The sequence below is a fragment of the Microbulbifer variabilis genome (assembly GCF_052467165.1).
On sequence record NZ_CP174301.1, the window covers coordinates 2,668,781 to 2,681,372 of the forward strand.

Genomic DNA, 12,592 nt, shown 5'->3' on the forward strand with positions numbered 1-12,592 from the left:
CCTTTCAAGTCAAAATCATATTGTAAAATCATTTCCTAAGCATCAAACTCTATTGTTTACCACTATCAGGTAACTAAACTATGAAACTGAAAGTATATCTCTCTGGAGAAATCCACTCTGACTGGAGAACCCAGATAATCGAAGGCTGCAATAAGCAGGGACTGGAAATCTCTTTCTCCTCTGCGGTGACCAATCACGATGCCAGTGATGCAGCTGGCGATGGCCTTGGCGTGGAAGATAACTCCTTCTGGCGAGATCATAAGTCTGCCAAGGTCAACGCGATACGGATTAAACACCACATAGAAAATTGTGACCTGGCTGTTATCCGCTTTGGTGAAAAATATAAACAATGGAATGCAGCGTTCGATGCTGGATACTGCGCAGCGCTTGGTAAATCCTATATCACTCTACATGATGAATCACTGGTACATGCATTAAAAGAAGTTGATGGTGCTGCTCAAGCCTGGGCGCAAACACCGGACCAGGTTGTGGATATTCTTAAGTATTTAACCACTCAAGCTTAATGGCTTAAGGGCAGCTGGATATAGGGCTGCTCTTCTCAACTCTATTTACAATGGAAGGCCAGGCAGCTTTATTTTTCTAGTTCATACTCATTGTAATTATTTATTCGGTTCTTCACTTGCCTAACCAACTTAAATGGAACCAAAAACTATTTAGGCATTATTCAATTAAAGTCTGTATATACCAAACTCTCTCACAAAAAAGGCACATTCGTTTATACCTGCAAGAGTTTAGCTTTCATGGTGAAGAGCTGCTTTATACCGCTAACCAAAAGCCTGACAGTTAGAACCACCACTCACTACACGGGTATCAACTTCAGCTTTATGCTGAAAAAGTGCTACTATAGTGTTCAAAATTAGACCAATAGTTAACTTCCAGTCAGACTTGCAGGAGATGTACATGGCCGTTACAAAAGAAGTTGAGCAGGGACAAGCCGTTTACTCCAAACCCGTACTCTGGCTGTACGATCTTTGGGTTCTAGGGCTATCCAACCGCTTTATTTGGCAATGTCCCACTCCAGGCATTCTCAAGCACTTCAACCAGCACATAACGTCAAACCACTTGGATGTCGGTGTTGGAACAGGATATTTCCTCGATAAGTGCACCTTCCCCTCCGGTGATGTACGGCTGGGATTGATGGATTTGAACCAAAATAGTCTGGATGTTTCTGCTGCTAGAGTTGCACGGTACAGCCCACTTCAGTTTCGCTGTAATGTGCTGGATAAAATTGACTTAGTCACTGAAAAATTTGATTCCATTTCTCTGAACTATTTATTCCATTGTCTCCCAGGAAAACTGCCAGAAAAACTATCAGCCTTAGACCACGTTAGTGCACTACTTTCTGAATCCGGAGTTGTATTTGGTTCCACGATTTTATCAAAAGGTGTACCCAGGAACACTGCAGCAAAGAAATTAATGGCCATCTACAATAAAAAGGGAATTTTTTCCAATACCGAGGATTGCCAGGAAGACCTCGAAACTTACCTCGAAAGCAAGTTCAAAGAGTATCAAATAGAAGTAAAAGGCTGTGTGGCGCTATTTAGCGCTAAAGGAAAAATCTAATTAAAGTATTCTCTAGCGGCAGAGGAAGCCCTTATGATAAGTCAACTACAAAAGCTACTTATTATTTTGGGCTTCCTATCTACAGTAATAACTCCCAGCTTAAGTTTTGCAGTCCACTTCAGTGCAATAGAAGGTAAGTTTGATTGCCCCAATATTCATAATTCTCATAACTGCGCGCGCTCTATAGAAAGTAAGCTGCTTGAAAATACGGGCCTTATCAAACGTAACAAACTTTTTTCTTTAATAGTAACCCTGAAAAATGGCACAACCAAAACTTATCAGGACTCCCATGAAGAAAATCCCCCAGGAGAAAAGTATACCTATTCGGCTCTCGAGTTCGTGGCTGATAGTTACTTATTGATATATAGACAGTTATGGGAATCCAGTGACTATATTCTTTTAAGTTTAAAGAATGGTGTCGAATACTCCCTGGAAGGCTATCCTCTCACCTCTCCAAATGGGCAATATATCCTGACAGTGGAGCAAGACCTGGATGCTGGCTTCAATGAAAACCTTCTAGAGCTCTATCTTTTAACTGTGAATGGCCTGACACCTGTTTACAGTATAAGGCCTGAGTCCTGGGGGCCATCATCTGTCAGCTGGGAAACAAACAATCAGGTAAAGTTTATAAAGAAACAATTTAACCCTAATTACAGCACTACCAAGAAGAGCCCACTTTTTTTTGAAGACAAAGCCCTACTCAGAATTGAGTCTGATAATCGTGTAATCTTTATCAATATCGACTCTTAACAACCCTCAAAGAATTATGCTTAACCGCTGGCATCTGTCCCAATACGCCCTATTTCCAGTTTGGGCTAAAGGTTACCTGGTCTCGTACCCAATAACTTAGTCAAGTATCTTTACCTTAAAGATCTTGCCAGGCCTCGCGAGCAAATAGACCCTTAATGCCCGGTTGATTAACCGATATATTTCACTACAGTTGTGTATTCTGCTGTAAAGGGTCCAGTCGATAACAACATAAGGCAAAGTCGCTTGCCTACTTTTCACGCAAAAGAGGGTTACCCATGTCTATTGAGCGATTAAGAACACCCGAAGAGCGTTTTTCCCTGCTGCCCGGATTTCCCTATCAACCAAATTATATCGACAGTCTCGAAGGCTTCGATGCCATGCGTATGGCTTACATTGATGCAGGAGAGCCAGCGGCAGAAACAACTTTTCTGTGCCTGCACGGAGAACCCAGCTGGAGCTATCTTTATCGGAAAATGATTCCAGTATTTGTCGAAGCTGGGCATAGGGTTATTGCACCAGACCTCTTCGGGTTTGGGCGGTCTGATAAGCCGATAAACGAAGATACTTACACCTTTAACTTTCACCGCAATAGCTTGATGCGCCTGATTGAATACCTCGATCTGAGGAACATCACTTTGGTTTGCCAGGATTGGGGAGGGCTTCTAGGGCTCACACTCCCTATGGATATGCCAGGCAGGTTTACCCGATTATTGGTAATGAATACTGCTATAGCAGCGGGAGATGGAGCCTCGGAGGGATTCTACCATTGGCGCAACTTCTCAGTCGGAGTGCCAGAAATCCCTGTTGGCGGGTTGATAGCAAGCGATGCCCGATCTGAAGTCAACCTCTTCGATATAGTGGCTTATGATGCCCCCTATCCCGACAACAGGTACAAAGCCGGGGTGCGTCGCTTCCCATCGATTGTACCGGTCGATCCCGGCATGGAGGGTGTAGAACTTGGGCTTAGAGCTCGGAAATTCTGGTCCAAGGACTGGGACGGGGATAGTTTTATGGCGATTGGAATGAGAGACGCTGTGCTCGGTGAAAATGTAATGGAAATGCTAAGGAGTACCATCAAAAACTGCCCGGAACCACTCAAGATTGAAGAGGCCGGCCATTTTGTGCAGGAGTATGGCAAGGAGATTGCTGAAAGGGCCCTCGCCCACTTTAAACTTTCTTCACCAGTAACTACAAACTAAAATGTTTGATTGCAGCTGCCGGGCTTATACAGAGCCCGGTTTCTTATCATCTAAACATTCTAAAAGTAATCGGTAAGCGGTACATGAACCACATTATTCAACTTGCTTTGGCAGACTGGCATGATGCCCCCTCCATCAACTTCGGTGGGAAGCCCCATGCATCAGCAGCAGTGGCAAAGTCATGTCAGCGCCTACGAGAAAAGCTCTCAATCCAAGCGCGCTTATACCCGTAAGCACAACCTAAACTACAGCCAGTTCCCCTACTGGTACCGCAAACTATCTGACAAACGCCTGTGTCTGATATCCCCGACTTTGTTCCCGTGGATATCAAGCCCCTACAGCCACTACGGGAAACCTGGGTGTATTAGAGCTCCCCAATGGCATAAAGCTGGTGATCAACAGTCCGATGTTGTTGGCGCAAACTCCTGGCCTTATGGACCTGTAAATACGATGTGGCTGCTGTTTAACACCAAGTCTGGTTTTACCGTCAGCCGATCGATTTTCTCAATCAGATTGATGGTATCGTGCTGTTGGTGGCTGATACGTTACACAAAGATCCGACACCCGGTCAGCTCTTTGTCTTTCGCAATAAAAAGGCCGATAAAATTCGTATGCTCTATTGTGAAGATAATAGATTTTGGCTCCTTTATAAGCGAAATGAGATTTGGAAAGGCTTACAGTCAGCTATTATTTCAATTCAAATAACTATAGCGCTCTCTCTTTGGTCGACGCTCTAAGCAATAAGAAGACCCTGAAGATCCCCAGGGGTTACTATTCAACAGTACAGAAGTTCGGGATGAAGGTTCTGTAGAGGAAAACGAGGCTGATGGCGACAAAGACCAGGACGATGTGGTTAGTATTGCGACACACAAGCGTCATAAAAAAACAAAGAAAATCTTTGCCGAGCAACTGCCAAGAAAAGAGGTGGTAATCCCCGCCTCAGAACAGGATAAAACCTGTGCATGTGGCTGCCAAAAGAATCTCGTTTATTACGAACGTCATGAGCGCTTGAACTACATATCCCCAATATATGAGGTGATTGTCGAGTTGTCGGTGAAGGTTACCTGTCCCAAAGGCTGTGCAGGCCAAATAGTTATTGCTCCCAAGCCAAAGCATATCCTACCTAAGAATAAGTTTACCGAATCCGTTCTAGCCCACCTCATAGCCAGCAACCTTGATGATCGTCAGCCGTTCTATCACCTGGAAAAACAGTTTGAGACCCATGCCGGCTTTAGTTTCACCCATCAAACCATGGCTCATACTGTTATCGATTGTGCTACTCCCCTACAACCACTGATCAATTTGCTAAAAGATGACGTCATTGGCTAGGATATTGGGGCTTTGAATGCCACATCACTCCAAGTTCTTAATGAACCTGGCCGGCCAGCAAGCCGAAAATCTTATGCCTACTGTTTCCGAGGCGGTCCTCCGGGAAAGGAAGCTATCCTCTATGAATATAATGTCTCGGATCACAATAATGATGTAAATGACGGATTTGTCGGCTTTAAAGGCACGCTGCATTGTGATGCTGATCCATTTTTTGAGTTGTTATTTGAGCAGACAGCTGTAAACCCAAATCATTACAATGCACATGCCCGTCGAAAACTCAAATCCATAGCGAGAGCAGCGCAGGGGGGATGGACTGGCAAAACGGGCAATGCAGTTTTATAAGAAGCTCTATCGGGTTAAAAGGAAAGCCAAAGACAACCATCTATCATCGAAACAAAGGCATGAATTACGACAGCAAGAATCCAAACCCATCATGACCTCCTTTAAGTGCTGGCTGGATAAGCACCATTTACAAGTGCTATTCAAATTCCCTCAGGGTAATGCAGTAAATTACTGTCTGAAATACTGGAATGGGCTTTGTGAATTCCTCAGCGATGATCACTTGGAAATCGATAACAATCTAACAGAGCCGGAAATCAAACCCTTTGTGATGGCACGTAAAAAATTCCTGTTGGCATCTTCGGTCAATGACGCTAGAGCACTATGCTCTGCACTTCAGTTTGATTCGCACTTCCAAGATCCACAGCCTTGCCCTTACCATCTTTATCGATTTCCGATACTCATTTTTGGGGTTTTCTGGCTGGGCCTTCAGGGGCCTAACTTGAATGTATCCATTGGCAAAAAAAATGACTCTTTGTAAAACCTAATTTTCAAACGCTATGAATATACCCAGCCTAAATGCAGCCTGGAGTATCTGATTACGTCACATAATGAACATTATGTGTACACAAAAGACTTGGATCGGTGACGTTTATTTAAAATAGTTTTTTGCTACATCTGTGAATTATTGACTAGGGGGCATTTCTTGATGAAACCATTCCCATTAAGGCCACTCCGCAAATATCACTGAGATGAAACTTATTTTATTTATATTTGTTACAGCATTAATATTGAACAAATAATAACTGCTAAAAGACTATGGCATGTGATTTATAGCCAGACCGCATTCTTGTGCCTTTCCTTACATTTACCTCTTCCTAATTGTTAGTCATTCATTTATATTAATTACTTCAAGTCACAAATATTAACTAACGCTACAAAGTAGCTTTGTATCTTTAATAATCCTTATCTTTTCATTAGGCACTATTAAGGATAAATGGCCAAACCTATCAAAGGGAAAACTATGAAAGCTTTAACTATTTTTTCGCTGTCTATTTTAGCGACGGCATCTGCCGCCTCTTATGCAAATAACTTCTCTGTTAATGTGGTTCAACAACAGTTCGATTGTGCGAACACACCAATTACCTCTCCCCCTGGAGCTAATGTGATAAGGCTTGATTTTCTCCAGAATGAAATGCAGGCACTTCTTGCAGGTGGAACTAGCCAAACAACCATAAAAAAATCTTGTGAGGTCGACTATAAAATAACTCCATTCCCAGGGTACAAGATTGCAGCAATCGAGTTCTCAACAGCTGGCAACTATCTCACTAGCCCTAATTCCATCAATGCAGCCAGAGTGAGAAATCGTGTTAACAATCAAAACCAAACTTTTTCAGACCAAAAATCCTGGTTTGGTGCCGGAGAAATAAAAAGCGACAGTTTTGACAATGTTATCGCAACTACAACTTCAGGTTTAGGCCAGTGTGGTCAATCAGTTTTCGTAGAGACTGATCTGTATAGTGAAATAACTTACCGACCAGTTAGCGATGCTTCTCCAGCTATCACAAACCTCGACCAAGGTAATGGCACCTTTAAGTTAGCAACAGTTGTCTGTGTTCCATGTTTTTAAATGAGGTTCTTCGTAGAATAGTGTGAAAATCCAATATAATTGGTCATGTATTCATCGAAACTGCCAGTTACATCAGGATAAGCAGCCCATTCAGATTGAAGACCACTACTCGCAACTCTTAGGTGTTCAATCTGAATGGAATATGAGTGATGTCGATCTTGATATCGCCGGTGAGTAGGTAGAAGTGAATTGGATACAGTGGAAGGCTTTTTGCAGTGATGTTGGCCACTGTTTGCCCGGTGCGACCATTGTCCTCGACCGCTTTCATATTCGCCTGCACCTCAACAAGGCAGTTGATCAAGCGAGCAGGGGGATTTACTGAAAAAAGGTGACAAGCGTTTATCTAGAAGTAAATATTTTTTGTTGACCAACTCCGAGTAGTGTAAGCGAAAAATTGACGGAAAAAAATTATGCATTTAAAGGACCCTGTCCTGGAAGTAGCGCGCACCTGTTTGATCATAGACCTATTTCGCAATTTTTGGCAATGTATGAGCAGAATTACAACCGAGAGGTTCTTTGAACGCTGGTAAAGCTGGGCGATACGCAGGGGAATGAATCCGATAAATAAGGTTGCACAAATTCTGAAATGGCACTTGTCCAACCTGCTGACCTACTTTTAGGATCCAATTAGTAACGGTGTTGCGAAGGGGCTGAATTCGAAAATCCAAGGTATAAAATCCAGAGAGAGGAGCTTCTGATCATTCGAGAGTTTTAGAAATAGCATCCTTTTGTCTATAGAAAGCTGGATATGACAACTCAATTATTCACACAATTCTAAGAATCACCTTAAATAGATAAGGTGTAAAAATTAGGCTAATTGCTATGAGTAGCGGTAAGTAACCTATACCGCCACGTCATCATGCTTTGGACTGAAAGCCGAAGACAAAGTTTAACAATAGAGACATATATTATTCAGCGATTTACTAGAAGCTTATTTGAAAAGAAGGATTTGGTATGTTGAAGAATACTAACCGGCACCGACTATCGCCGAAAAAATTGATCGCCTTTATTGCAATATTGTGTTTTACATCCGTACCGAATGCACAAGAAGCATTGAAAGACGTAAATTATGCAGTAATACTGCAAAACCAACAGTTTGATTGTCAGTTTACTGATATCGTCATTGATAACGATGCAGAGGGATTCCCCTATATGCACGTAAACTTCACTGACGAATTAAAGAGTGTTGGAGTTACTGATAAGAAAAGTTGTGAATTAGACTTCTTTGTCTTGATCTTACCTACAAAAAACAACATTCGTCTGAAGTCATTGCAGTTTAGTGTCAAAGGAAACTACCTCGTTAAAAGTAGTTCGATTGCTGCAGCTCGGGTCAGGCTTAGATACAACAACAGTTCGCTCAGCCAATCTGAACAACTTATCGTGATAGCTCCAGAGAATGAAATACGAGAAGAATCATTTGACTTGGATGTCACTCTAGCAACCAAACATCCACCAAGCGATAGTCCAGATGAGGACGATTGCGGCAAACCTGTCTCTATTGAGGCTAGTATATATTCAGAGTTTCAATATGCCCCCGACTCACCGGGTTTTATTCAAATAAACGAAGCTTTTGTGGATCACTCAAGAATGACTTTTGAAGAATGCGACCCCACCCCACCTTTACAATCCTGATGTATTAATAGACGGAGACTTATTATGCTTAAAGCCTATATAATGTATGTAACACTTGTAATATCGCTGATCTGTTTTAATTCAGGGGCCGTGAATGCCAGCGTAGCATACGACAATCAATATAACCAAAGGGGTTCAGACCCCTACAATATTGAACTGATTGCCCAGGAGGGCGATTGCGTAAATAGCAATATAGAGATAAAACAAAGAGCTCCGGGCGAAGGTGATTTGATAAGGATTGATTTCACCAATAAAGAAATGCAAGCAGCCATATCCGACGCCGATTATGCTAATGAAAAATATTTTGATGAAAAAAATTGCTACCTCAAATATAAAATTGTCGTTGACAATCAATCTCAGCTTACGAATGCGGGGTTTTCAGCTGCTGGCTCATTTGTAATTACAAAGTATGGATTTTTGCTATCACAGGTAAGGCATGAATTTCCAGATCAGTATTTTTCTGTCAATGATTCAGCAATCTATGAAGGACATGAATTCTCTGATTACCCCTATAGCGATTCGTTCGACAACCAAATGGTTGATATCAAGCAACATCTTGATAACAGTCAATGCGGCGGAGAGTTCACTATCGAAACCAACCTGCGCACCTTTGTCGCAATTACCCATTTTGATCAGGGGCCTAATTTAATTGACTTCGATCAAGCCCAAGGGGTTTATGATTTATGGAATCTTCATGTCGATCCGTGTAATATCAGTGAAGATTAATAGAGGCTGTTTCATAACTTGCAATCGGCTATTCTCGCACACTCATAGAGTAAAAAGACGGGTGGTTGTGAGCCGATTCAAGTCAGAGTTGACCGACGACCAGTGGAAATTTGAACCCTGCATTCCCCAGCTAAAACGTAGGAAGGGGAGGCCCAAAGCCCATTGATAGCCGAGCATGTATTGAGGGTGTCTTATGGGTTTTGCGCTTAGGCCGTATATAAACCAGCAAGTAGTCTGTAGTGGTTTACTAAACCCGGACACCAATTTAGGTGGTAAAGTTGCCACCGAAAATAGAGGCGTTCAATGAGTAGACAACGTCGATCCTTTTCTCCTGAATTTAAATTAGATGCTGCTCGTTTGGTAGTAGATCAAGGTTACTCAATAGCTGAATCGGCCCACTCACTGGATGTTGGTACAACGGCCCCGCCGTTGGATGAAGCAGCTAGAGTCAGAGCGTGGGGGTAACGCACCTGTAAATAGTGCACTTACCACTGAGCAACAGGAAATTCAGGAGCTTGAAGTCCGTATCAATCGCCTAGAAAGGGAGAAAGAGATACTAAAAAAGGTTACCGCTCTTTTGATGTCCGACGAGATGAATTGTACGCGCTGATAGACCGATTAAGTGAGCATGAGTCCGTAGAACAGGTCTGTAAAGCGTTTGGAATACCTCGATCATGCTACTACGAATACAGGAAACGGAAGGATGTCGTTGATACGCCCAGAATGCAGCTTCGCTCCAAAATCAGTGAGCTCTTTCAGCGCAGCCGTAGCTCTGCAGGTAGTCGTACAATCGTAGGTTTACTTTATGAGCAGGGAATTCCAATCGGACGCTTTAAAGCCCGAAGGCTAATGTATGAGGCCGGCTTGGTTTGTAAGTAACCTGGCCCATAGATATAAGAAAGCAACAGTCGAGCATTTAGATATACCGAATAAATTTGATCGTCGATTTAATGTAGAAAAACCCAATCAAGTTTGGTGTGGTGATATCACCTATATCTGGGCTGGTTCGAGCTGGTGTTACCTGGCTACCATTCTGCTTTTCACCGGTATTGCCATGAAAAGCCAATCACACTGGTGTAGTGGCTATAGCACTCTCGGCAGCTATTAAGCGGCGCATTGACTTGCTTCCGCTAATCAAGCATCTGGAGATGCTGTGATATTCCAGTGAGTCCAAATCAACACAGCCTACAATCCGGAATAATCACCCATTTATTTCAAGTGTAAAGTCCTTTTCCAGCACATTTCTATCCCAGGCAGCACTGTTAGCTGCTGCCTCATAGGTACTTTGTAGAAATTCCAATAACAATTCATCTGGTGAACTCGCATTCCTGACCTCATCATATGAAAGTATGAACTCTCCCAGCTTTTCCGAATAAAAGGCAGAGGCAGGCTTCACCTTCTGAGCAGAATAATTTTCTGGCGCAGGGTAGCAATAAGAATAAAAAGATGCACTTTCAACACCACCTCCCCCGGGCCAAAAACCTGCACTACTCACCTCATGGGAGTAGGCCTCACGAGCAGCCCAGTCGGGAAAATGAGGTACTCCACCCGGATGTGGCGGAGCTTCCCTTCCTGAGAAGCGGGTTACTGCCATATCAAAACTTCCCCAGAAAAAATGAACAGGGCTGCACTTACCAATAAACCGAGAGCGGAATTCCTTAAACACTCGATCCATCTGTACCAGGGCCCGCCAGAAGCGAGTGGCATATTCCCGATCATAATGGCAGTGCTTTTCATCCTCTTCAAAGGGGACTCCATCAGCGACTTCACTAGGGGTGGTAAAAATTGCTACTGGAAGTCCAAGGTCTTTCATTGAGTGCATTATCTTTCGATAAAAAGCAGCAACAGATTGCGGTTTCAAAGGTATAGAGCGGCTATTACCGTCTGAGACTATAATCAATAATTGATGGTCGACGAAGTCAAACTCTATAGTAAAAGCCTTACCATTGTATGGAATCAGCGAAGTATCCAACCCCTTTGCTGTTACATACAGTGGCACATGCCAGGAATGATTGGTCCATGGGGTCTGCACCAAGCGAATTTTTCCTACTATTTGGGTCCACATATGTAAAGTTGATGCCGTTTCTGACCATTGCGCAAATGAAATGTCGGGCCAATCCGTGCTTTTGGAGCGATTGACAGGATTCTTCACGAATTTGTCCTCTTGAAAATCCAAGTTTTATCTTAGTTCTGAAGTTACTTTATAGACCCGGCAGAGAATATTGGCAGAACCAGGTAGATTTCATGGACAATAGATATGCTTGAGTATTGTCACTTCTTACAACGATACAAATAGAAGGATTGCCATCAAATAAAGTAAGACTACGATAGACGCCCCTATAATCGTCGTTTTTGTCTTTACCTCTTCCCCTCCAGAGAGCCAAAAACTAAATACCCTCGTCACAATCGGCATTGCCACCCAAGTCAGGACTGAAACACTAATAAGACTAGAAACAAAAAGTGACATTGCTGACTTCCAATTTTCCATTAAAGGCAGAATCCAAATTGAGATCAGCATAATAATTGGGTAGAGCGCGAGAATAATGAGCATCGCCATTTTCCATTGGGGAGGCAACGCACTATTTTTTATACCTCTGGCATGGGCAAGCCAATCCTCAAAACCTCTCCCAATTTTTTTATATTGTACGCGCTCTAGAAAAGACTCTGCTTCCTCCATAAGCACTTTGTGGATGGGAGATGACAACCAAAGATTGAGGTTTTCCTCGGAATCAAATCGAATAATAATTACCCAGTCATCCTGTAACCCCTTAATGGGTTTTAGAAGTTCTCTTCCAAGAAATCCTGGATGACTTTCTGCAGCCTCCCCAATCTTCCCAAGCCACTTTTTATAGCCCCGAATACGGTCAGGTTTAACACGCTCAAAGACCACAATAGTGGCTGGAACAGTCATCTGCTTGGTATTAACAATCACTTGCTGCTGTATTTTTGCTCCAAACTCCTCTTCACAGGCAGACAAGACTGATCGTAAGTCAGCTTTCTTTAAAAAAATATTTAACTGTTCCACAGCCTCGAACTGAAATAGTTGGACCCACTCTTCTTGAACACCTACGATAGGCTCAATCAGGCTTGCTTCAATAAGCCCATCACAATGAAGAGCTATATCAGAAAACTTTTCATGCCATAGGCAGTAGTCACAGTTTCTGCAGGCAGGAACCTTTTGGGACAGGATTACGCTGGCATTCGATTTAAAGTTGGCCACCAACCAGTTACCAAGATATTCAAGGAAGTACGGGGTAAATCACAACTTTCCGGGTACCTGTCGTCTAAGCAGGTGCCCATTATTCAATAATCGATAAACTTATTCAGCTCAAGGAATTGTGACGCAAGGGTAAGGGTAAGCAAAATGGGCAATATTGCCAAGGCTAAAGGGCCATGCGATAAGAGTCCTCTAACGGCCAAGAAGCCTTAAATGTATACAGCCGGACGTCTTACATTCATCGTA

General features: G+C 42.9%; 13 protein-coding genes and 4 pseudogenes. 14 read left to right on the plus strand and 3 right to left on the minus strand.

Features of this window, described 5'->3' with window-relative positions; translation table 11 throughout:
• Positions 1 to 80 precede the first annotated feature (80 nt).
• The 10 genes and pseudogenes from ACJJIP_RS11805 to ACJJIP_RS11850 all read left to right on the plus strand — a co-directional run bounded on the left by ACJJIP_RS11805 (position 81) and on the right by ACJJIP_RS11850 (position 6,949).
• Positions 81 to 524, plus strand: coding sequence for a YtoQ family protein (locus tag ACJJIP_RS11805; protein ID WP_020415087.1), 444 nt, complete (start codon positions 81 to 83; stop codon positions 522 to 524).
• A 397-nt stretch (positions 525 to 921) separates the two neighbouring features.
• A complete protein-coding gene (locus tag ACJJIP_RS11810) occupies positions 922 to 1,584 on the plus strand; it encodes a class I SAM-dependent methyltransferase (protein WP_282950834.1) in 663 nt (220 codons plus the stop codon).
• A gap of 33 nt (positions 1,585 to 1,617) precedes the next feature.
• Positions 1,618 to 2,334 (plus strand): hypothetical protein, encoded by a 717-nt coding sequence (locus ACJJIP_RS11815; RefSeq protein WP_444945188.1) that lies wholly within the window; start codon positions 1,618 to 1,620, stop codon positions 2,332 to 2,334.
• A gap of 275 nt (positions 2,335 to 2,609) precedes the next feature.
• Positions 2,610 to 3,533 (plus strand): haloalkane dehalogenase, encoded by a 924-nt coding sequence (locus ACJJIP_RS11820; RefSeq protein WP_444945189.1) that lies wholly within the window; start codon positions 2,610 to 2,612, stop codon positions 3,531 to 3,533.
• 156 nt (positions 3,534 to 3,689) lie between these two features.
• Positions 3,690 to 3,809, plus strand: a pseudogene (gene tnpA / locus ACJJIP_RS11825) (IS66 family insertion sequence element accessory protein TnpA); the annotation flags it as partial.
• Between the two features lie 206 nt (positions 3,810 to 4,015).
• Positions 4,016 to 4,270, plus strand: a pseudogene (gene tnpB, locus ACJJIP_RS11830) (IS66 family insertion sequence element accessory protein TnpB); the annotation flags it as partial.
• 316 nt (positions 4,271 to 4,586) lie between these two features.
• Positions 4,587 to 5,204: pseudogene (locus tag ACJJIP_RS11835) on the plus strand (IS66 family transposase).
• Positions 5,191 to 5,682, plus strand: a complete 492-nt coding sequence (locus ACJJIP_RS11840; RefSeq protein ID WP_444945190.1) for an IS66 family transposase — start codon at positions 5,191 to 5,193, stop codon at positions 5,680 to 5,682. The pseudogene ACJJIP_RS11835 and the gene ACJJIP_RS11840 overlap by 14 nt, the downstream one beginning before the upstream one ends.
• Positions 5,683 to 6,165: 483 nt before the next feature.
• Positions 6,166 to 6,771, plus strand: coding sequence for a hypothetical protein (locus ACJJIP_RS11845; RefSeq protein WP_282950838.1), 606 nt, complete (start codon positions 6,166 to 6,168; stop codon positions 6,769 to 6,771).
• 22 nt (positions 6,772 to 6,793) lie between these two features.
• Positions 6,794 to 6,949, plus strand: coding sequence for a hypothetical protein (locus tag ACJJIP_RS11850; protein ID WP_157533701.1), 156 nt, complete (start codon positions 6,794 to 6,796; stop codon positions 6,947 to 6,949).
• Here ACJJIP_RS11850 and ACJJIP_RS11855 read toward each other — a convergent pair.
• Positions 6,890 to 7,039: a hypothetical protein gene (locus ACJJIP_RS11855; RefSeq protein WP_444946944.1), complete on the minus strand. Its 150-nt coding sequence runs from the start codon at positions 7,037 to 7,039 to the stop codon at positions 6,890 to 6,892. The genes ACJJIP_RS11850 and ACJJIP_RS11855 overlap by 60 nt on opposite strands.
• Between ACJJIP_RS11855 and ACJJIP_RS11860 the strand changes: the two genes are divergently transcribed.
• The 4 genes and pseudogenes from ACJJIP_RS11860 to ACJJIP_RS11875 form a co-directional block, all read left to right on the plus strand.
• Positions 7,004 to 7,093: a transposase gene (locus ACJJIP_RS11860; protein ID WP_169337143.1), complete on the plus strand. Its 90-nt coding sequence runs from the start codon at positions 7,004 to 7,006 to the stop codon at positions 7,091 to 7,093. The genes ACJJIP_RS11855 and ACJJIP_RS11860 overlap by 36 nt on opposite strands.
• A 632-nt stretch (positions 7,094 to 7,725) precedes the next feature.
• The gene (locus ACJJIP_RS11865) at positions 7,726 to 8,403 is read left to right on the plus strand and encodes a hypothetical protein (RefSeq protein ID WP_444945191.1); all 678 of its coding nucleotides are present in this window, start codon (positions 7,726 to 7,728) and stop codon (positions 8,401 to 8,403) included.
• A 24-nt stretch (positions 8,404 to 8,427) separates the two neighbouring features.
• Positions 8,428 to 9,129, plus strand: coding sequence for a hypothetical protein (locus ACJJIP_RS11870; protein ID WP_444945192.1), 702 nt, complete (start codon positions 8,428 to 8,430; stop codon positions 9,127 to 9,129).
• A 303-nt stretch (positions 9,130 to 9,432) separates the two neighbouring features.
• A pseudogene (locus ACJJIP_RS11875) lies at positions 9,433 to 10,165 on the plus strand (IS3 family transposase); the annotation flags it as partial.
• 165 nt (positions 10,166 to 10,330) lie between these two features.
• Here ACJJIP_RS11875 and ACJJIP_RS11880 read toward each other — a convergent pair.
• Positions 10,331 to 11,281, minus strand: coding sequence for a DUF5996 family protein (locus tag ACJJIP_RS11880; protein WP_444945193.1), 951 nt, complete (start codon positions 11,279 to 11,281; stop codon positions 10,331 to 10,333).
• 126 nt (positions 11,282 to 11,407) lie between these two features.
• Positions 11,408 to 12,349, minus strand: coding sequence for an antibiotic biosynthesis monooxygenase (locus ACJJIP_RS11885; protein ID WP_020415072.1), 942 nt, complete (start codon positions 12,347 to 12,349; stop codon positions 11,408 to 11,410).
• Positions 12,350 to 12,592 lie beyond the last annotated feature (243 nt).

Excerpts from the sequence above, each read along its gene's own strand:
- ACJJIP_RS11805 (WP_020415087.1), top strand. The coding sequence starts at position 81 with ATGAAACTGAAAGTATATCTCTCTGGAGAAATCCACTCTGACTGGAGA.
- ACJJIP_RS11810 (WP_282950834.1), top strand. The coding sequence starts at position 922 with ATGGCCGTTACAAAAGAAGTTGAGCAGGGACAAGCCGTTTACTCCAAA.
- ACJJIP_RS11815 (WP_444945188.1), top strand. The coding sequence starts at position 1,618 with ATGATAAGTCAACTACAAAAGCTACTTATTATTTTGGGCTTCCTATCT.
- ACJJIP_RS11820 (WP_444945189.1), top strand. The coding sequence starts at position 2,610 with ATGTCTATTGAGCGATTAAGAACACCCGAAGAGCGTTTTTCCCTGCTG.
- ACJJIP_RS11840 (WP_444945190.1), top strand. The coding sequence starts at position 5,191 with ATGCAGTTTTATAAGAAGCTCTATCGGGTTAAAAGGAAAGCCAAAGAC.
- ACJJIP_RS11845 (WP_282950838.1), top strand. The coding sequence starts at position 6,166 with ATGAAAGCTTTAACTATTTTTTCGCTGTCTATTTTAGCGACGGCATCT.
- ACJJIP_RS11855 (WP_444946944.1), bottom strand. The coding sequence starts at position 7,039 with ATGAAAGCGGTCGAGGACAATGGTCGCACCGGGCAAACAGTGGCCAAC.
- ACJJIP_RS11865 (WP_444945191.1), top strand. The coding sequence starts at position 7,726 with ATGTTGAAGAATACTAACCGGCACCGACTATCGCCGAAAAAATTGATC.
- ACJJIP_RS11870 (WP_444945192.1), top strand. The coding sequence starts at position 8,428 with ATGCTTAAAGCCTATATAATGTATGTAACACTTGTAATATCGCTGATC.